The organism is Paenibacillus sp. RRE4 (assembly GCF_031844205.1).
In the GTDB taxonomy this organism is placed as follows: Bacteria; Bacillota; Bacilli; order Paenibacillales; family Paenibacillaceae; genus Paenibacillus; species Paenibacillus xylanexedens_B.
Map to the genome: position 1 here is coordinate 3,415,727 of NZ_JAUZUT010000001.1, position 19,580 is coordinate 3,435,306.

Sequence of the window (19,580 nt, forward strand, 5' to 3'; positions counted from 1 at the left end):
TACAGGCATTTGCTGTCCCACACAAGCTAAATATTAATGGGAATTAGGCTAGATGTTCTCTTTTATACAAAGCGAAATACTTCAGTATCCACCTGGGATGCAGTAACCTGTGTCTCGTATCGCTGATCCGCTAGTCGGCCACGAAGCCAATCCGCTGTTTTAGGTTTCATGATTTTCTCCGTGTTATGACCCGGATCAATAATGCACATCCCTGCCATCAGCGCATCATGCGCTGTGTGGTAATCAATATCTCCGGTTACAATGACATCCGCACCCTTGAATCGCGCAGTAAGCACATAACGGCTGCCTGAGCCGCCTAGCACAGCCACCTTTTTGATCTTTTTGTTCAGATCACCGACAACGCGCACATGAGGCACATTTAATTCGGCTTTCACGACCTCTACCAGTTCACCGAGAGTTTTAGATTCCCGAAGCGGACCAAGACGTCCTAGGCCAAGTGTGCGCCCTTTCAAATCCATTGCATAAAGGTCATATGCCACTTCTTCATAGGGATGCGCTTTTAACATCGCCTGAATGACCTTGCCCCGCAAACTTTGAGGTACAACCGTTTCAATCCGCATCTCTTCCACACGTTCCATCTGTCCCTGTGATCCGATAAAAGGCTGAGTCCCTTCACCAGGTACAAATGTACCTGTTCCTTCGGTGCTAAAACTGCATTTATTATATTGACCGATGCTACCTGCTCCAGCTTCCAAAATCGCATGAAGCACCTGCTCATGATGTTTCCTAGGCACGAATACCGCCAGCTTGTACAACTGATCTGTGTGCACATCCTCGAGCGATTCCTTGCTCTCAATGCCAAGCGCCTCGGCCATCCAGTCATTGATACCACCTTCAGCAATGTCGAGATTCGTGTGACTGATGTAAACCGCGATATCATGCTTGATCAGCTTTTCATACAATTTGCCCATAGGCGTATCGGTGCTGAGTGTTTTTACGGGACGAAAAATAATCGCATGATGTGCAATAATCAGATTGGCTCCGATCCGGATCGCTTCATCCACAACCTCGTTTGTGACATCCAGCGCTACAAGCACATGGGTAATGTCCTTTTGCAGACTTCCCAGTTGCAAGCCAATACGGTCGTCGGGTACTGCCAGATGTTTAGGAGCAAGTTGCTCCATCCATTGAATTACGGTTTGACCTTTGGCAAACATGCCAATACCTCCTTCAAACTCGTGATAAGCTGTTCCACCTCTGCTGCTTTGTCCCTGGAAGAATCCTGATCGGACTTGGAGATGGACTGTACCACACTCTGTAATTTAAGTATCTCACTTTCCCATTTGGCAAAAAATACGTCTGTTGCACGGTCCACCAAGTAGGGCCCCATACGCAGTAGCAAATCTTCCGTCAACTCCACGTTACCCCGTAACGGGCGAGCACGATATACCTCTTCATTCGTGATTGGGCTGCTTGCTTGCGGCATTGCGGTAATAATTTCATAAATCTTGCCATCCTCTTCAAGAAGTTGCTCAGCCACGACAACCCAATGATGCTGGAGTAGCCAGCGTCGCAAAATATCTTCGCCTACATTGGGTTGCAGAATCAGAAGCTGTACACCTTCCAGTTTGGAGATCCCCCGGTCTAAAATGGAAGCGATCAGTGCGCCGCCCATGCCAGCAATGGTAATGACATCAACTTCTCCAGCAGTAATGACATCGAGACCATCTCCACGGCGTACCGTGATTTGCGGTTGAAGTCCGGCATCACTGACCTGTTTAGAAGCCGCATCATAAGGCCCCGGATTAACTTCCCCAGCTATTGCACTCACCGCTTTTCCGCTACGGATTGCAGCGACGGGTAGTAAAGCATGGTCTGATCCAATATCCGCCAGCCGGCTACCTTCAGGAATTTGGTCATGTATTTGTTGTAATCGATTCGAAAGTTTCATGGGACACCTACACCATTCATTTAATTTATTGATTTGCATTGCGTAAAGAAAAGCGATAAAATAAAATCCAATCAAACATTTCAAGGATGAATTTCCAAAAGAAAGAAATCTAACCGTTCAAATTAAAACGAAAGGAGACCCCGCCGCCGCCAAAGCGTCTCGCAGAAAGTCTCCTACAGTTTAATTATTCGAGGAAATCCTTAAGTCGTTTGCTTCGACTCGGGTGACGCAATTTACGAAGAGCTTTGGCTTCAATCTGACGAATACGCTCACGAGTAACACCAAACACTTTACCAACTTCTTCAAGCGTTCTCGTACGTCCATCATCCAGACCAAAACGCAGACGAAGAACATTTTCTTCACGTTCCGTCAACGTGTCCAGAACATCTTCAAGTTGCTCTTTCAAAAGCTCATAGGCAGCAGCATCTGCTGGAGCCAATGCTTCCTGGTCCTCGATGAAATCGCCCAGATGGGAATCGTCTTCTTCACCAATTGGTGTTTCCAAGGAAACCGGTTCTTGAGCAATTTTTGTAATCTCACGCACTTTTTCTACGCTTAGATCCATCTCCGCAGCGATTTCTTCCGGAGTCGGTTCGCGTCCAAGTTCCTGCAATAGTTGACGGGATACCCGAATCAGCTTATTAATGGTTTCTACCATGTGCACAGGGATACGGATCGTACGTGCTTGGTCAGCAATTGCACGTGTAATCGCCTGACGAATCCACCATGTCGCATACGTACTGAACTTGTAACCCTTTTTATGGTCAAACTTCTCTACGGCTTTAATCAGACCCATGTTACCTTCCTGAATCAGATCAAGGAACAGCATGCCGCGTCCTACATAACGTTTCGCAATACTTACAACGAGACGAAGGTTCGCTTCAGCCAGACGGCGCTTCGCTTCTTCATCCCCGTTTTCGATCCGTTTTGCGAGTTGCACCTCGTCATCTGCTGACAACAAAGGTACACGTCCGATCTCCTTCAGGTACATCCGTACAGGGTCATTAATTTTGATCCCAGGTGGCAAGCTCAGATCATCATCAAAGTGGAATTCATCGTCGCCATCTCTGCCGCCATTTTCGGAATCCTCGCTAGGGCGAAGGGTTACCTCTTCATCATTTTCGTTAACAACATCAATACCGAGGTCACTGAGTTGTTCGTAAAACTCATCCATTTGCTCTGCATCCTGCTCAAACGGAGAAAGTTTCTCGATAATTTCCTTATAGTTGAGTGAAGCTCTTTTCTTACCTGATTCAATCAATTGATCTTTAACCTGATCCAGTGTCAATTCTGTTTCTAGTTCAGTATGCTGATCATTCGCCATAACTCGACTCCCTCCTCCCTAGAAACATCCAAGTCATCCAGACGTTCACTGTCTCTCTAGGGCAATCATCTCAAGTGCAATTTGTGCCGCGCGTACAGAATCACCTGCCCGCTCTGCAGCAATCATTTCTTCCTTTTTTAAATCGTACTGTTTTTTGCGCGGATACTTCAACACTTCCCTGATGCAATCATCGAGCACTTGGACGCTCCATTCACCTGGGCCATCCATCATCGAGATTGAGCTGACCGTCTTTTCCAGACGATCATCATGCAACGAAGACATAAAACGGCTTGTATCCGGCGGTTTGCCCTGTGCATAATAGGCATATAGATAAGCAGCAATTGCTGCATGATCATCCATGTTAAAAGCTTCGCCAAGATGTTCATTTACATACTGAGCCGCTTCATCATCCTGTAACATCCAGGCAATCAGTTTGCGCTCAGCAGCATGGTATGCCGGCAACAGATTGGGTGTAGGCACCTGCCTATTTTGTTGCCTACCATTATTCCACCTTTTCGGGTTATTATCCCCATAATCCTCGTTATTTTTCATCGCTTCCCGTTCCTCGTTACATTCTTGCTTCAATGTTTCAAAGGATACATCGACTTCAGCAGCAAGTTCACGAAGATACACTTCACGCTCTGTTGGTGAGGACAAGGGAGCAATTAATTTCACTGCTTCTTTGGAATAAGCGATTTGTCCGCCGCCTTCTAGCAGTATATGGTTTTTTTTGAGGTTTATAAGCTTAAATTTTGTAGTTGTTACGGCGCCATCAACAATCTGGTGACGGAATCGTTCACCGCCGTGCTTGCGAATAAAATCATCTGGATCAAGTCCCTCAGGAATGAGTGCCACCTTAACCTGCAATCCAGCCTCCTCCAAAATGGGGAAGTTTTTCATTGCGGCAGCCTGTCCGGCTCGGTCGCCGTCATAACAAAGGATAACCTCATCACACATGCCTTTGATCATCAAAGCCTGATTCTCCGTAAGCGCCGTTCCCATGGCTGCGACACCATTCTGAACGTCCTGATCCCACGCAGAGATCACATCACCGTAGCCTTCAAACAAAATGACCTGTCTCTGTTTCCGTATTGCATTTTTAGCTTGGTGCAGATTGTAGAGAACACGACCTTTGTTGAACAATCTGGTTTCTGGCGAGTTCAAATATTTCGGCTGTCCATCTCCCAAAATCCGCCCTGCAAATGCAATCGGCTTGCCACTTCTGCCATGGATCGGAAACATGATTCGATCTCTGAACTTGTCCACATATCCGTGACCTTCACTTCGCTCTGACAGAAGTCCGCCTCGTTCCATCTCTTCCAGCGGATAGTTGCGTTTTTCCAGAAATTGCACGAGCGTGTCCCAGCGATTTGGTGCATAACCAATCTGGAACTGATCAATCAATTTGTCACCAATTCCGCGTGAGCGTAAATATTCCATGGCCACTTTGCCATGCTCTGTATTTTTCAACAAAAAATGATACAGCTTCGCGGTAAGCTCATAAGCTTCCAGAAGACGTGCCGTCTCCGGATTTACATGAGCAGATTCACGCCCCTGCCAGTCACCCATGGAGATATGACTTTCTTCTGCCATTGTTTTGACAGCCTCGGGAAAGGATAACCCTTCGATTTCCATCCTAAATTTGATGGCATTTCCGCCCGTGCCGCAACCGTAGCAATAGAAAATCTGTTTCTCGGGTGTAACGGTGAACGAAGGCGTCTTCTCGGAATGAAAAGGGCAGAGGCCTTTCATGTATTTCCCCTGCTTGGTCAGATGCACAAATCGGCTTACCGTATCGACGATATCATGTTGTTGCAATACCGATTCAATAATACTTTCGGGTATTCCGCCTTGTCCGGTACTCATCTCGGCCACCTTCATCTCTTCTAACACGTAAATATAATTCGATAAACTTACACATTCTCCTGCAAATCTTTCAAAAGTTTTGTCAGTTTATGTTGAAAAATTTCTCGATCCTGCTCTGTAAAGGGTTTTGGGCCTTTCCCATAATGCCCTCTGCGCCTGGCTTTGGCCGCAGTGTGGCGGGAATCAAGCATAAAATCAATATCTCGATCGTTAAATTCTCGGCCTCTAAAAGATAAAACATAACAACGTTTGCCAAGAGCCAACGCCGCTAATCCATAATCCTGCGTAATAACCACATCATATGGCTTAATATGATTCGCAATGTACAGATCTGCGCTCTGATCACTGCGATCCACTTGCACGGTTCGTACTCCTTCTCCCCCCTGCAACAAATGATCAAAGGAAGAAACAAGCAATACAGGAACCTGAAAGAGACGTGCGGTATTGGCGATCTCCGTCTTGACCGGGCAAGCATCTCCATCAACAACGATGTGACGTATATTCAATTCACTCAAACCTATACCACCCGGTTTCATAAAATATCTGCATATTGTAATATACGACCTCAGTCATTGAAAATCCTTCTGTGTCTAATGGAGAAAAAACAGAGGCTAAAAATACGGAGCGGTTGTCCAAATCATTGAGCAACCCGTTCCGTATATTTATACCCTCATATTTCGTTCTTTAATACTGTATTTATGTTTTGCTGAATTGTACAAAGATAATCATTGAACTGCCGTACTTATCCAACCAGTTTGGAGAAATCAGCAAAGCCTTTCAAATCTTGATCTATGGCAGCAAGAAGGGCCAGTCGATTCGCACGCACCGCTTCATCTTCGGCCATGACCATAACAGAGTCAAAGAACACCGTGATGGCTTCCTTCCATGCTGAAGCGATAGCCAAAGCTTCTGAAGCGTTATGCTTGGACAATGCATCGCGATAGTTTTCCTTCGTTTGATTCCAGGCATCAAACAGCTGACGCTCTCCATCCTCTACAAACAATTCAGGATGTACCGAAGCGTTTGATGCTTTGCTAGCCAAGTTTCCTACACGGTTGAACGATTCCAGTGTTGTTTTGAATTCTTCCGCTGCCAGCACGGCTTTCATCAACGCTTCACCTTTAGGAACGATTGCACTGATATCATCGAATCCGGAAGCAATCACTGCATCAACAACGTCATAACGAACCGTTTCGGACAGCAATTTTTTCACACGCAATGCGAAGAAGTCCTGTAAATCTTTACGCACCTCTGCATCTGCACGTTTCAACAGATTCATCTGAGCGTGAACTTCAAGTGCCGCGCCGAAGACATCGGACAATGCCAGTGGAAGCTGATGATCCAGCAAAATTTGTACAATACCTGCTGCCTGGCGGCGAAGTGCGTACGGATCCTGAGAACCTGTAGGAATAATGTTAATAGAGAAACATCCTACAATTGTATCTATCTTATCTGCCGCACTAACAATCGCACCCACAAGAGATGCAGGAGATTGATCACCGGCGAAACGAGGTTGATAATGCTCGAATACAGCCTTAGCAACTTCTTCTTTTTCCCCAGCTTTCCGAGCATAATCCTCACCCATCACACCTTGCAATTCAGGGAATTCACCAACCATCAGCGTAACCAGATCGAACTTGCAGATATCTGCGGACCGGCTAACCGATTCAGCCACATCACCAGATACTTGCAATTTCGTAGCCAGGCTGTCAGCAATTTTACGAATGCGGCGAACCTTATCTCCCACCGTGCCAAGTTCTTCTTGGAAGACGATGCTTTCAAGCTTGGACAATGCGTCCTTGATCTCCAGCTTTTGGTCTTCCTCGTAGAAGAATTTTGCATCTGACAGACGTGCACGCAGCACCTTCTCGTTACCTTTAGCGATAACATCAAGCGAATCACTGCCGCCATTGCGAACCGTAACAAAATACGGCAACAACTGACCTCCCTGGTCCAATACCGGGAAGTAACGTTGGTGCTCACGCATGGAGGTAATCAAAACTTCCTGCGGAATGTTCAAAAAGGAGGAATCAAATGTGCCAAACAATACGGTTGGCGTTTCGACAAGGAACAATACCTCTTCAAGCAAATCTTCTTTGATTGCAATATTCCAGTTTTTCTCGGCAGCAAGCGCCTCAATCTGGGATACAATCATCTGCTCACGTTCGGAAATATCTGCAATGACATGCTGAGCACGAAGCACGTCCACGTAAGCCGAAGGCTCGGATACCACTGCTTCATTGCCCAGGAAACGATGCCCACGCGTTACGTTACCCGCTTTTACACCCGTTATTTCAAGATCAATCACTTCCGTGCCAAACAATGCAACAATCCATCGGATAGGACGAACAAATTTGAAATCAAAGGACGCCCATCGCATAAATTTCGGGAAAGTCATGGCGTGTAATACGGATAACAAACCTTCGCCAATTACGGATGCTGTATCTACACCTTTGCTACTTTTCGTTGCATAAATGTATTCAACACCGTTCAGTTCTTTGAAAGTAAATTGATCAGGCTCAACACCTTGACTGCGTGCAAATCCGAGTGCTGCTTTGCTCCAGTTAACGCTGTCATCAAGCGCTATTTTGCGGGAAGGCCCTTTTACCTCTTCTTCCACATCTTCCTGTTTGTCAGCTACGTTCTGAATCAAAATAGCTAGACGGCGTGGTGTCGCGTAAGCTTGCACTTCACCATAGGCAATACGGGATGAATCAAGCCATTTCACAATGCGTTCCTGAAGTTGTGCGATAGCTGCGCGCATAAAACGAGCAGGCACTTCTTCCAGACCAATCTCAAACAACAGATCCTTAGACATTCTCGGCTCCCCCTTTCTTGATCAGCGGGAAGCCCAGCTTCTCGCGCTCTTCTACATATGTTGCTGCTACTTGACGAGCGAGGTTGCGGACACGGGTAATGTACCCTGTGCGTTCTGTAACACTGATCGCGCCTCGCGCATCCAGCAAGTTGAACGTATGGGAACACTTCAACACATAGTCATATGCCGGGAATACTAGGTGCTGTGCCATCGCTTTGTTCGCTTCTTCTTCATACATATTAAAAAGGGTAAATAGCATTTTTACGTCAGAGATTTCAAATGTATATTTGGAATGCTCATATTCAGGTTGACGGAATACGTCGCCATAGGCAATACCTTCAACCCACTCAAGGTCAAATACATTTTCTTTTTCCTGTATGTAAGAAGCAAGACGCTCCATACCATACGTGATTTCCACTGCTACTGGATTCGTTTCGATTCCGCCGACCTGCTGGAAATACGTAAATTGCGTGATCTCCATCCCATCCAGCCAAACTTCCCAGCCAAGACCTGCGCAGCCAAGCGAAGGGTTCTCCCAGTTGTCTTCAACAAACCGGATATCATGCTTGAGCGGATCAATCCCTAGACGATTCAAACTTTCCAGGTAGATTTCTTGGATATTATCCGGAGAAGGCTTGATAATGACCTGGAACTGGTGATGTTGATACAACCGGTTAGGGTTCTCGCCATAACGTCCATCGGATGGACGGCGGGAAGGCTCAACATAAGCCACTTTCCAAGGCTCTGGTCCAAGTGAACGCAAAAAGGTCATCGGGTTCATCGTGCCTGCCCCTTTTTCCGTGTCATATGGCTGAACGATAATACAGTTATGCTCGGCCCAGAATTGTTGCAGCGTCAAGATCATCTGCTGAAAATTCATAATCATGCTCCTTTTCGGGTAGTTTGTTAGCAAGCATAGGAGGTGTACAGGCAATAATAAATAGCCCTCGCCCCACTACGCCTGATGTACAGACGTAGGGACGAGAGCTATTCCCGCGGTTCCACCCTACTTGGCCTGAGTCAAACAAATCCTTGTCTAATCTCGGCCCACTTTTCCGTGTCCATTCATGCTCCCGAGTGCCTTGTTCACAAACCGATTCAATCAGGCTCTCACCGTCCCTGACTCGCTTATCATTGATACACAAGCTAATTCACTCAGCTCATATGTGTATCAATCATATTCTAAATCGAGTTTCCTACTTTCTCGTTCAATGCATGTCTCCAAAAAGAGAATTTATATTTCATGATATATAAAATAAAGTATGAAGTCAACAACTATTTTCAGGCGTGATCACAGCTCAAATCCCGTACTTTTCCATTTGATCCAGGAAAGAACGGGATTTGAGATGAAGACCTAGCTGGTGATCCATGAAAGCCCGCATAACCTTTTTAATTTCATTACGCGTAGATTCACTTACCGATATATTTCCCAAGCGCTGTAGATCCAGCTGCACAAACAAGCGAAGCAACTTTAAAGCCTTTGGACTAACGGACATCGCTGGCGGGTCAAAATGTTTACATGCCCTGCACAAGACACCGCCAAGCCTTGGACTAATAAATAATTGCTCATCGGGACGCTCATGGCTGCACGAGATACACTCATCCAACTGTGGTCCGTACCCCGCTGCCTGTAATATTTTCATCTCATACAGACTTATAATGACTAAAGAATCTTTATCTTCTTTCAAAGCCTGCAAACAAGCTTTTAATTGCTTGAACCAAAACGCCCCTGTCTCTTCATCCTGAAGCACTCGATCGAGAAGTTCACATGCATAGGAAGCATAAGCAGCCTTAATCAAATCTTCCCTGAGCTCATGATTGGATTCGATAATTTCTCCAGCATTCAGTGTACCGAGGCCGGTGTTGCGAAAATAAACATATTGACCATAAGTAAAGGGCTGCACCAGTGCAGCATGGCGACTCTTGGGCTTTTTGGCCCCCCGAACGAGTACACCTGCTTTTCCGCCACTTTCGGTGCAAAGCGTTATTATTTTATTTCCCTCACCATAGTCCATGCTGCGGATGACAATGCCTTCCACCCTATATAACATGCCTCGTCACCTAACCATTCCTGAATCAGCTCTTTATTCTTTAGCTTCTTCATCTTCACTCACTTCCCTTGCAGTATCTGACTCCTGTCCTGACGAGTTACACGTCTCGGTATATAACAAATAGGATTCCACATCCCCTGTCATTGAAAATACCTTCCATGAAAAATCCCGCATCGGAAATTCATCCTCTCTTCGGAAATGACGTCTGGTTATACCCGATAGGATGGAGTCCTGCAAAGAAAACTATGTGTTGCAATTAATGGATAAATTTTTTGCCCTGATATCACATCTTGTTGTAACGACTACTCTCGTCCGAAGCCGAGGTCACGCAACACGCGATCCTGATTTCTCCAGTCTTTTTTCACCTTAACCCACAGATCCATGAAAATTCTGGAGCCCAGCAGATTTTGAATATCTTGACGAGCGCGCTTACCTACTTCTTTGAGCAACGCCCCTTGCTTGCCGATAATGATCCCCTTTTGTGAATCACGCTCTACAAAGATGACGGCGGATATATATACGACACCATTATCCTGAACTTTCATGTCTTCAATCGTTACGGCGATGGAGTGAGGCACTTCTTCGCGTGTCATTTGCAAAATTTTCTCACGAATCAGCTCTGCACAAACGAACTGCTCAGGGTGATCCGTCACTTGGTCTTCCGGGTAGTACTGAGGACCTTCCGGCAAATACTTACCGATTTGTTCCAGCAACGTGCTCACATTGCTACCAAGCATAGCAGACACAGGCACGATTTCCGCAAAATCATGCAGTTTGCGATATTCCTCAATCAATGGCAGCAACGCCTCCGGAGCAATTTTGTCAATTTTATTCATGACCAAAATGACAGGTGTACGCACACTTTTCAATTGTTCGGCAATATATCGGTCCCCGCCACCCATACCTTCAGATGCATCGATCAGGAACAAGGCAGCTTCAACCTCACCAAGTGTGTTCAAAGCTGTTTCATTCATATAATCCCCAAGTTTGGATTGACGTTTGTGAATACCCGGTGTGTCCAGGAAAACAATTTGTTGTTCTTCGGATGTGTACACCCCGTGAATTTTGTTACGCGTCGTTTGCGGTTTGTCCGACATAATCGCAATTTTCTGACCAATCACCTGATTCATCAAAGTAGACTTACCAACGTTAGGACGTCCAATAATGGCAATGAATCCGGATTTAAATGCTTGTTTTTTCATATGTTCCTCCTCAGGCGCCTAGGCCTGGAATTTTATTTTTTGGCAGAGTTCAGGTCTGAGGGACCAAATGCCCATGGCAGCAATTCAGCAACTGTTGTTTCTAACAAGTCACCTTTTAAATTACCCAAAATGACTTTCATGTCTGGTTCACACAATTCATACATCACTTGACGGCATACACCACAAGGGGCAATCGGCCCTTCGGTATCTCCTACGATCGCCATTGCTTTGAAACTGCGCGGCTTATGTCCTCCGGCAATAGCACTGAACATCGCGGTACGCTCAGCACAATTCCCCGGTGTATATGCCGCATTTTCAATGTTGCATCCATGATGCACATGTCCTTCGCTATCCAGCAAAGCTGCGCCTACTCCAAAATGGGAATATGGCGTGTACGCCTTTGTGCGTGCCTTTATTGCTTCCTGCATTAACAAGCCATTATCCATTTATTTTTCTCTCCCTTAGGGTGTGTATAAAGATGCGCTCTTAGAGTTAAGTTGATTAAAACCGTTTGATTACAGTGGGCACTCCGATGACAGAATAACCTTTCGATCGCTGTTATCCTCGGATTTTTTCCAATCACTTTTTCCAAAGTGAAAATCCGATGATAGCTTATGCTTCCGATGTAGCTTTCCCTTGGAAAGCTTTCAGGCGAGCGCTTCGCTTCTTCATGTTTTTTCTGTCCTCTCTGTTATTGTGTAATCTTTGGGGAAACAACTTAAAGGCAGAGGCACACTTTATTGGTGGTGTGCAATTAAAACTTTTAAACCTTAAGATTACACTGGTCACTCCGATGACAGAATAACCTTCCGATTACCGTTATCCAAACACCAGCTTTAACCAGGACAAAACTGGTTTGAGGAAAACAATACATCCTATGATGACAGCGAACACCGCAGCCAGTAAAACTGCCCCAGCCGCGGTGTCTTTTGCTGCTTTTGCGAGCGGATGAATATCAGGCTGGGCCAAGTCAACAGCGGCTTCTACGGCTGTGTTCATCAATTCAGTAACCAGCACCATAAATACAGCTGCCAACACAAACATCCAGTCCGTTCTGGAGATGTGGAAAAAAAATCCGGCTGCACACATCAAAATGGCTACCCCTGTGTGAACTCTAACATTCCGTTGCGTACGCAAGCCGTAAGCAATTCCTTCCAGAGCGTTGAGAAATACAAGACCCCAGGAGCGCCTCTTCATTATCGTGTCAACCCGGCTTGAGCAAGAACAGCTTCCTGTTTCCCCATCATCTCTGCCTCACTTGTTTCATCTTGATGGTCATAACCAAGCAGGTGCAAGAAGCCGTGAACAAACAGGAAACCAAGCTCACGCTCAAATGAGTGTCCATACTCTTCACTCTGCATTATCGTCCGTGGAACAGAAATAATGATGTCACCAAGGACATCCGGCATTTCTTCCATCTCCTCGTCCTCATCAAGCTCATAAATGATGTCTAGCTCTTCATCCACCGATTCGTTCATCGCAAAAGACAATACGTCTGTAGGACGGTCTATGCCACGATAATCACGGTTCAGTTCGTGAATCTGCTCATCATCAACAAACGTGAGCGCGACTTCTCCTTCCGTTATGCCCTCAGCTTCACCTGCGAGAGTCAACAATTGCTCCAGCATCGCGATCATCGGTTCTGTAATTTCTTTATCCTGTTGTTCATTATTCCATGCGAGATTAAGACTCATTCTTTCATAACTCCTGTCTGCTCGTAATATTGATTAACCGGCTTCAGGTGCCGGGGGTTTAGGTTTCTTGATCTCTTCCGGATACTCGATTCTGGAGTGGAAAATGCCCATGACCGTTTCCTTTAACGTTTTGGCCACGATATCCAGCTCACGCATCGTAAGGTCACAATCGTTAAACTGATGATCATCCAGGCGACCTTTGATAATTTTTTCAATCATGGACTCTACCTGTTCCACCGTTGGCTTGCGTAACGAACGAACGGCCGCTTCAACACTGTCGGCAATCCCTACAATAGCAGACTCCTTCGATTGCGCCTTCGGTCCCGGATAACGAAAATCTTCTTCCGTGAAATCCGGTTCAATCCCCGCTTCTTCCGCCTGACGCAACGCCTTGTGGTAGAAGTAATGGAGGAATGTTGTACCATGATGTTGTTCGGCAATATCCCGTATCGGCTTGGGTAGCTTGTAGTCCTTCTGCATCTCAACGCCATCCCGCGCATGCGCAACGATAATGGACTTACTTAGTTTGGGATCAATCGAATCATGCGGATTCTCCATGTTGTTTTGGTTCTCAATAAAATAGATCGGCCGCTTGGTCTTCCCGATATCATGATAATATGACCCTACTCGACAGAGCAATCCATTTGCACCAATAGCCTCAGCGGCCGCTTCGGATAGATTGCCAACCATAACGCTATGGTGATACGTGCCCGGTGTCTCTGTAAGCAGCTTGCGAAGCAACGGATGGTTTGGATTCGAAAGTTCAACCAGTTTAAGTGCGGATAGAATGCCAAACGACGTTTCAAAAAACGGCATCAGCCCGATAACCAAAATAGCTGTCAGTACCCCGCCTGCAAATGCGTATCCAATGCCGTACAGTGTTGTTGTTCTGTTCCAGTCCCCTGTATCAATTAAAGCCAGTGTAAAGACAGCCAGAGATCCGAACAGACAGACCATGATAGCCCCTTTTAAGATCGTTGACCGCTGACTCGCTCGGTGCGTTGCAAAAATCGCCACAAACGAAACGACAACTGCAAAGAAGCCAAGTTCAAAGTCAAAAAGCTGACCCTGGTGTGTATTCAAAATAATGCTGGACAGTATACCGATAAGAATCGAGCATACAAATGCAAGTGATGTATCCAGTAATAGGGCAATCAGCATCGCTCCAACAGCCACCGGTGCTAGAAAACCGATAAATGGACGTTCATTGGTCTGAATCAAGGCTGTCACGTGCATTACAACAATTGAAATAATAAAGATGAGAACAAGCATAAGCAGCTGGGCATTATTATATTTGAAATGTGTTCCACTGCCTTGCTGAATAAACATCAAAATCGCTGCCGACAGCATACAGGAAAACAAAAGCAATCCCAGCTGCGGCCAGTAGTTGACCTCATTTTTCAGCAAATCATTCTCATTAAGCAGTGCATACATTTCCGGGGTAATCATCTCCCCTTTAGATACAAGCGTGTCCCCCTGCTTGATAAACACCGTCGGTGTATTTTCACGGGCTTGGACCTTTGCTTCCTTGGTTCCCTCTTCATCATAAAAACGGTTAGCCGTTACCACCAGACGCGTAAGTTCCTGTACCACTTCACGCTGCGTACGTTTGCTAAGCGAACTTGCACTAACCATCTCCGCCACTTTTGCCCGTGCAGTTGTAGCCTCACTAACCTGGTCTGTCATCAATCTCGCTACAATGTCTCGTGCAACAGGTTTCATTTCCTGAATATCATCTGAAGTCAGACGTGAGATTTTGATATACGTTTCTTCAGGAATACGGTAACTTTGTTCCTGCACGACGTTTCGAATCTCTTCCAGTAAAGTGTCGGAGTATGTACCTGTTTTCCGATTGTTATTAATATAGTTAGACACAAAGTCTTTCTGACGTTGCGGGATCTCATCCCGATAGATATCAATCTTATCCTGACTTGAGATCTGGTCGTCCTGATTCAAACGGTCAATGCGATCCAGTAGCGTAGTCATCAGGTTTTCGTTACGCATCTGCACGATCTGATATATTGGCTGCACACGTTCGGCCGCTTCTTCCTGTGCCTTCAGTGTAGCCTTGTTATTCGGAATCTGCATTGGCGCAACAATGTCTACCTCACTGCGAGTACCTTCCTGAATATCGTAGCGCTCAGGTAACAGTTTGGAAGAAAGACTCACGTAAAAGAGGATCACTAAAAACAAAAAGAGAAGATAGCGCGCCCACACGCTATACTTCCATCCTGTCGCTCTATTTTGAAAAGATTTGCCTTTTGACATTTCTTTCGAGGTCACTTTAGACAATCCCTTTCTATGCTTGATTTTCTGCGGCGTGGTTGTAAGCCACAATGATTTTTTGGACGAGGGAGTGACGCACGACATCCTGTTCGGCGAAATGTACAAATCCAATTTCCTGAACTTCACCCAGGATCGTACTCGCTTCCACAAGTCCTGATTTTTTGCCACGCGGTAAATCAATCTGTGTCACATCTCCGGTGATGACCATCTTGGAACCAAACCCAAGACGGGTTAAAAACATTTTCATCTGTTCAGGCGTTGTGTTCTGTGCCTCATCCAGAATGATAAAGGAATCATCCAGCGTACGACCACGCATATAGGCCAAGGGAGCGATTTCAATTAATCCGCGTTCCAGAGCCTTAGCCGTCTGTTCTTGTCCCATAACGTCGTATAGAGCGTCATACAGCGGTCTCAGGTACGGATCTACTTTCTCCTGCAGATCACCTGGCAGGAAACCCAGGCTTTCGCCCGCTTCAACTGCAGGCCTTGTAAGCACGATACGTTTGACACTGCCCTCTTTAAGAGCGGCAACAGCCAGCACAACAGCCAGATACGTTTTACCGGTTCCGGCTGGACCAATCCCGAATACAATATCCCGTTTTTTAATCGTGGTTACGTAATGTTTCTGTCCAATCGTTTTTACACGAATTGGTTTACCACGGTATGTCGTCGTAATTTCACCTTTAAACAGATCCAGTAGCTGATCCGCACGCAAATCTTTAGCAAGCTCTATCGCATATTGGACATCTCTTTCAGTCAACACATACCCATTGCGAATCAATTGCAGTAATACATCAAATAGTTGTTCAAGTGATTCCACCTGTTGCACAGTACCAAAGATATTAATCTCTGCTTCGCGTGAAGCGACCTGGGCTGGAATCTCGGATTCAATCAGTTTCAGAAAAATATCTTGGGGTCCAAACAGAGATTGCCCCTCTCCCGCACTTTGGAGCGAGATTTGTATACTGCGTGTTTGCTCTGACAAATATCCTCATTCTCCTTGACTATGGACTAACGGAAGTTCTTCCGCGATGCTTTCTTCCACTTCAAATAATACTTTCATATAAACTTTACCATTCTCTTTCTTCTCATGCAAAATTTTTTCACTTAAAATTTTTGTGCCTTTACCGTTTTTGGCTAAAATATCATTTCGCGCCCCTTCTAATCCTTTCGTTTTAGCCCAATCCACACCTTGCTCTTCCTGATGGAAATTCGTTTCCATATCCTTCTCCGTCATCCATCCCATCGGCAAGGTGAATGAACGCCAGGTCAGAGGTTTGTGATACGTATCCGTGTCATATGAACTAAAAGGAGTTTTTCCGTACCCCCATAATTGAATCGCCCAATCTCCCAGCACCACGTAAAATCGCTCTTTACTTTCTCCGGTCATCGTCTGATGTTTCTGAATCAGCGGAACCTGTATATCATATTCCCGCCAGACCATGCCCCGGACCTCGCCTTTGGCAACAATCGTTTTTGTATTTTCCTCGTCACCCAGGATGCCCGAAATCAGCACTTGTCCTTTCTTGACACGTGTGTTCTTCTGTACTACGGGGCGTCCCTGTTCAGCATAGATCTGAGTTACCACCGCGTCGGATTTACTGATGAGATGCCTTGGATTCAGTAAAGGCTCTCGCTTAGGCTGTGCGGACTCAACGACCTGAATCGTAACCCTTGTCCCCTCTTTCGTTACGCCAATCCAGGTCACATCAGGCAGTGCCAGCGCCAGCTGTCTGGAGAGCTTGTCCTGACTTTTCATTCGGAACCCCCATTGAAAGGGGTAGATGCCTTCTTTTTTAGCCGCGGCCAGTACTTCGTCTGTCGGAATCGTTACATTCCCTTTCACTTCTACATTCCAGATCATAGACGATAGGGCAAATAGTGCCGCCACAAAGAACAGCATGCCCCCTACAAAAAACTTTCTGCGAAACAGACGAGCGAGAAAAAAAGGAAAACCGCTGCGGTGCATAATTTTCACTCTGCAGCCTGTCCCCTTTACAACAGGACGCAGTCTGAAAAAATGCGGAAGCAAAATGCTCATCTCCGCCTGGCGTCCATCCTGTGCACGTAGATCCCATACACTCAGTCTCTGCTCTGTTATTGCATTAATTAATGTCTCGATATCTCCGCCTGTAACTTTGATCCGCACGGCTCCCCGCAATTTATACAGACTAGGCTGCTTCATCCGTTTCCCTCCACTCCATTCATATGAATATCCAGAATCGTACCTTCGATAGCTACTTCATCCGGCAAAATGTTACGTATGACCAAAGCACTGCCTTTGATCTCCAATTGACCTTGTGACAGAGCCAGTACGATGCGATCCGGCGTGAAATGGATAACACCGCGATGATTCTCTATATACAGTTGCTTGCTGCCGATCAGGGTTAACCGTGGCATATCATAAAGCACATCCTGCGGCAAATCCAGCACCTCGCTGGTCCATCTGCGCAGCTTGCGGCTGATCCGGGTCATTCGAAGGTCTTCCCCCTTCCTCTACAGTTCAACTTATGCGCAAATTCAGGAAATTATGAAGAATTGGTGAGCGGTTACGTACATATTTTGCTGAAAATACAGGCATACGAAAAAAAGCCTTCTCCGGAGGCATTTTGCTCCCCAGAAAAGGCTTCGTTCTATCTTTTACATACTTCCTGACTTATCACCGTCTACAGCTTACCTCTCGTTCCAAAAGGTTGCTTCGAACGCGGAGGACCGAGCACCTCTGCCCATAGCACTCCAGTTCGGATATCCTCCGGACGAATACGGGATGTGCCTGAGTTAATATTGTCTGTATCTTCCAGACTTGGACTTGATACAACTGGAGCACTTGCTGACGAAATTCGGTTCAGTCTTTTCTGTACCGCACGTTGCTGCTCCTCCATCAATCTCATCTGCTCATCTACCGAGCTCCGCATATTATCCAAAGCGTAATTGCCTGTATCATCAGACGCTTGACGTGATGACGCAGCAGGCTCTGTTTGTGACGGATCATATCTTTCGTCATACCTTTGATCATCATAACGCTCCTCGTCATAGCGCTGATCATACTGTTCTTCATAACGACGGTCATCCGATGCCGACTGCTGTGGAGTAGCATTTCCTGAACGACGATTGGCGTCATCACCACCGCCAAATGTCGGCATTCCGTTACCTGGACGCTTCTGATTGGGGTTTGCTGACTTCCCAAGCTTTCCAAGGACTGAAAAGAGGGCAAAAGCAATAACCGCTACAACATATAGATTATTAAAGATCCATTCGAATAGGCTCATATGCATTCACCGCCTATCTTCCGTTTTTGGAATCACCTTGATCGCTGGAATTCGAACCTTCGGCTGGTTTTCCCAACGTGTTGCGCATTTGAGTATCGGCTTCAATATTTTTAAGATTCATGTAATCCATTACACCAATTTTACCGTTGCGGAGCGCTTCAGCCATCGCAAGTGGTACTTGGGATTCAGATTCAACGACACGCGCTCTCATCTCAACAACGCGCGCTTTCATCTCTTGTTCTTGTGCTACGGCCATCGCACGGCGCTCTTCCGCTTTTGCTTGCGCAATACGTTTATCTGCTTCAGCCTGCTCAGTTTGCAAGAAGGCACCAATGTTCTTACCTACGTCTACGTCCGCGATATCAATAGACAGGATTTCGAACGCAGTTCCAGAATCCAGTCCTTTGGATAAAACAGTACGTGAAATAAGATCTGGATTTTCAAGAACCTCTTTGTGAGAGTTAGAAGAACCGTTTGTACTTACGATACCTTCACCTACACGTGCAATAATGGTTTCTTCTCCAGCACCACCGACGAGACGATCAATATTTGCTCGTACTGTAATTCTCGCTCTTACGTTGACTTCAATACCGTCTTTTGCGACAGCAGATACAACCGGAGTTTCAATAACACGCGGGTTAACACTCATCTGAACAGCTTGTAATACGTCACGACCCGCCAGGTCAATGGCTGCAGCACGTTCGAATTCGAGTGGAATATTGGCACGTTGCGCAGCAATCAGCGCATTAACAACACGGTCAACGTTACCCCCAGCGAGGAAGTGACTCTCCAACTGATTCATTGTTAATCGAAGACCCGCTTTCGTTGCTTTGATCAACGGGTTAACGATCCGGCTTGGTGTTACACGTCTCAATCTCATCGCCACCAGCGTAATGATACCAACACGTACGCCGGATGCAATAGCCGAGATCCAGAGCATAACCGGGAAAAAGCTGAAAAATACGCTCAGTACGATAATAGCCAGCACCGCGATGAGCAAAATCGTGATCATTGGATCCATAGATTAAATTCCTCCGTTTGCAATATGTTTTTTGGGAAAAGAGAGCATCAGAACTGACACTGATTAATCCGCTGCTGAAACATCACTTCACCATATTGCCCGCAGCTTGGCAAAAGGTTATGTACTTCGCCGAAGCG

19 protein-coding genes are annotated in these 19,580 nt (G+C 46.0%); all 19 read right to left on the reverse strand.

Annotated elements, in window-relative coordinates:
* Positions 1-62 precede the first annotated feature (62 nt).
* The 19 genes from Q9R46_RS15425 to floA all read right to left on the reverse strand — a co-directional run bounded on the left by Q9R46_RS15425 (position 63) and on the right by floA (position 19,443).
* The gene (locus Q9R46_RS15425; RefSeq protein ID WP_311280633.1) at positions 63-1,178 is read right to left on the reverse strand and encodes a Nif3-like dinuclear metal center hexameric protein; all 1,116 of its coding nucleotides are present in this window, start codon (positions 1,176-1,178) and stop codon (positions 63-65) included.
* On the reverse strand, positions 1,154-1,912 hold the full coding sequence (locus tag Q9R46_RS15430; RefSeq protein ID WP_311280634.1) for a tRNA (adenine(22)-N(1))-methyltransferase: 759 nt from the start codon (positions 1,910-1,912) through the stop codon (positions 1,154-1,156). Before Q9R46_RS15430 ends, Q9R46_RS15425 begins: the two co-directional genes overlap by 25 nt.
* Before the next feature lie 184 nt (positions 1,913-2,096).
* A complete protein-coding gene (gene rpoD, locus Q9R46_RS15435) occupies positions 2,097-3,236 on the reverse strand; it encodes an RNA polymerase sigma factor RpoD (protein ID WP_090914720.1) in 1,140 nt (379 codons plus the stop codon).
* A gap of 45 nt (positions 3,237-3,281) precedes the next feature.
* A complete protein-coding gene (gene dnaG / locus Q9R46_RS15440; protein WP_311280635.1) occupies positions 3,282-5,102 on the reverse strand; it encodes a DNA primase in 1,821 nt (606 codons plus the stop codon).
* A gap of 47 nt (positions 5,103-5,149) precedes the next feature.
* Positions 5,150-5,617, reverse strand: a complete 468-nt coding sequence (locus Q9R46_RS15445; protein ID WP_373323246.1) for a YaiI/YqxD family protein — start codon at positions 5,615-5,617, stop codon at positions 5,150-5,152.
* 227 nt (positions 5,618-5,844) lie between these two features.
* A complete protein-coding gene (glyS, locus tag Q9R46_RS15450; RefSeq protein ID WP_311280636.1) occupies positions 5,845-7,920 on the reverse strand; it encodes a glycine--tRNA ligase subunit beta in 2,076 nt (691 codons plus the stop codon).
* The gene (glyQ, locus tag Q9R46_RS15455; RefSeq protein WP_090914724.1) at positions 7,913-8,800 is read right to left on the reverse strand and encodes a glycine--tRNA ligase subunit alpha; all 888 of its coding nucleotides are present in this window, start codon (positions 8,798-8,800) and stop codon (positions 7,913-7,915) included. Before glyQ ends, glyS begins: the two co-directional genes overlap by 8 nt.
* Before the next feature lie 418 nt (positions 8,801-9,218).
* On the reverse strand, positions 9,219-9,971 hold the full coding sequence (gene recO, locus Q9R46_RS15460) for a DNA repair protein RecO (RefSeq protein WP_311280638.1): 753 nt from the start codon (positions 9,969-9,971) through the stop codon (positions 9,219-9,221).
* 33 nt (positions 9,972-10,004) lie between these two features.
* Entirely contained in the window at positions 10,005-10,145 is a 141-nt protein-coding gene (locus Q9R46_RS15465) for a YqzL family protein (RefSeq protein ID WP_090914728.1), read from the reverse strand.
* Between the two features lie 128 nt (positions 10,146-10,273).
* Positions 10,274-11,173: a GTPase Era gene (gene era / locus Q9R46_RS15470; protein ID WP_145413843.1), complete on the reverse strand. Its 900-nt coding sequence runs from the start codon at positions 11,171-11,173 to the stop codon at positions 10,274-10,276.
* A 32-nt stretch (positions 11,174-11,205) separates the two neighbouring features.
* Positions 11,206-11,619 carry a cytidine deaminase gene (locus tag Q9R46_RS15475; protein ID WP_090914732.1) on the reverse strand — a complete coding sequence of 138 codons (414 nt, stop codon included), beginning with the start codon at positions 11,617-11,619 and terminating at the stop codon, positions 11,206-11,208.
* A gap of 373 nt (positions 11,620-11,992) precedes the next feature.
* On the reverse strand, positions 11,993-12,370 hold the full coding sequence (locus tag Q9R46_RS15480) for a diacylglycerol kinase family protein (protein WP_145332122.1): 378 nt from the start codon (positions 12,368-12,370) through the stop codon (positions 11,993-11,995).
* A complete protein-coding gene (ybeY, locus tag Q9R46_RS15485; RefSeq protein WP_311280640.1) occupies positions 12,370-12,867 on the reverse strand; it encodes an rRNA maturation RNase YbeY in 498 nt (165 codons plus the stop codon). The genes Q9R46_RS15480 and ybeY overlap by 1 nt, the downstream gene beginning before the upstream one ends.
* 33 nt (positions 12,868-12,900) lie before the next feature.
* Positions 12,901-15,150, reverse strand: coding sequence for an HD family phosphohydrolase (locus Q9R46_RS15490; protein WP_145332126.1), 2,250 nt, complete (start codon positions 15,148-15,150; stop codon positions 12,901-12,903).
* A gap of 16 nt (positions 15,151-15,166) precedes the next feature.
* Positions 15,167-16,138: a PhoH family protein gene (locus Q9R46_RS15495; protein ID WP_311280641.1), complete on the reverse strand. Its 972-nt coding sequence runs from the start codon at positions 16,136-16,138 to the stop codon at positions 15,167-15,169.
* 6 nt (positions 16,139-16,144) lie between these two features.
* Positions 16,145-17,338 (reverse strand): sporulation protein YqfD, encoded by a 1,194-nt coding sequence (gene yqfD, locus Q9R46_RS15500; RefSeq protein WP_311280642.1) that lies wholly within the window; start codon positions 17,336-17,338, stop codon positions 16,145-16,147.
* Positions 17,335-17,628 carry a sporulation protein YqfC gene (yqfC, locus tag Q9R46_RS15505; RefSeq protein ID WP_123062571.1) on the reverse strand — a complete coding sequence of 98 codons (294 nt, stop codon included), beginning with the start codon at positions 17,626-17,628 and terminating at the stop codon, positions 17,335-17,337. The genes yqfD and yqfC overlap by 4 nt, the downstream gene beginning before the upstream one ends.
* A gap of 191 nt (positions 17,629-17,819) precedes the next feature.
* Positions 17,820-18,422 (reverse strand): hypothetical protein, encoded by a 603-nt coding sequence (locus Q9R46_RS15510; RefSeq protein WP_311280643.1) that lies wholly within the window; start codon positions 18,420-18,422, stop codon positions 17,820-17,822.
* A 13-nt stretch (positions 18,423-18,435) separates the two neighbouring features.
* On the reverse strand, positions 18,436-19,443 hold the full coding sequence (gene floA, locus Q9R46_RS15515; RefSeq protein ID WP_311280644.1) for a flotillin-like protein FloA: 1,008 nt from the start codon (positions 19,441-19,443) through the stop codon (positions 18,436-18,438).
* Positions 19,444-19,580 lie beyond the last annotated feature (137 nt).

Excerpts from the sequence above, each read along its gene's own strand:
- Q9R46_RS15425 (WP_311280633.1), bottom strand. The coding sequence starts at position 1,178 with ATGTTTGCCAAAGGTCAAACCGTAATTCAATGGATGGAGCAACTTGCT.
- Q9R46_RS15430 (WP_311280634.1), bottom strand. The coding sequence starts at position 1,912 with ATGAAACTTTCGAATCGATTACAACAAATACATGACCAAATTCCTGAA.
- rpoD (WP_090914720.1), bottom strand. The coding sequence starts at position 3,236 with ATGGCGAATGATCAGCATACTGAACTAGAAACAGAATTGACACTGGAT.
- dnaG (WP_311280635.1), bottom strand. The coding sequence starts at position 5,102 with ATGAGTACCGGACAAGGCGGAATACCCGAAAGTATTATTGAATCGGTA.
- glyS (WP_311280636.1), bottom strand. The coding sequence starts at position 7,920 with ATGTCTAAGGATCTGTTGTTTGAGATTGGTCTGGAAGAAGTGCCTGCT.
- glyQ (WP_090914724.1), bottom strand. The coding sequence starts at position 8,800 with ATGAATTTTCAGCAGATGATCTTGACGCTGCAACAATTCTGGGCCGAG.
- recO (WP_311280638.1), bottom strand. The coding sequence starts at position 9,971 with ATGTTATATAGGGTGGAAGGCATTGTCATCCGCAGCATGGACTATGGT.
- Q9R46_RS15465 (WP_090914728.1), bottom strand. The coding sequence starts at position 10,145 with ATGCGGGATTTTTCATGGAAGGTATTTTCAATGACAGGGGATGTGGAA.
- era (WP_145413843.1), bottom strand. The coding sequence starts at position 11,173 with ATGAAAAAACAAGCATTTAAATCCGGATTCATTGCCATTATTGGACGT.
- Q9R46_RS15475 (WP_090914732.1), bottom strand. The coding sequence starts at position 11,619 with ATGGATAATGGCTTGTTAATGCAGGAAGCAATAAAGGCACGCACAAAG.
- Q9R46_RS15480 (WP_145332122.1), bottom strand. The coding sequence starts at position 12,370 with ATGAAGAGGCGCTCCTGGGGTCTTGTATTTCTCAACGCTCTGGAAGGA.
- ybeY (WP_311280640.1), bottom strand. The coding sequence starts at position 12,867 with ATGAGTCTTAATCTCGCATGGAATAATGAACAACAGGATAAAGAAATT.
- yqfD (WP_311280642.1), bottom strand. The coding sequence starts at position 17,338 with ATGAAGCAGCCTAGTCTGTATAAATTGCGGGGAGCCGTGCGGATCAAA.
- yqfC (WP_123062571.1), bottom strand. The coding sequence starts at position 17,628 with ATGACCCGGATCAGCCGCAAGCTGCGCAGATGGACCAGCGAGGTGCTG.
- Q9R46_RS15510 (WP_311280643.1), bottom strand. The coding sequence starts at position 18,422 with ATGAGCCTATTCGAATGGATCTTTAATAATCTATATGTTGTAGCGGTT.
- floA (WP_311280644.1), bottom strand. The coding sequence starts at position 19,443 with ATGGATCCAATGATCACGATTTTGCTCATCGCGGTGCTGGCTATTATC.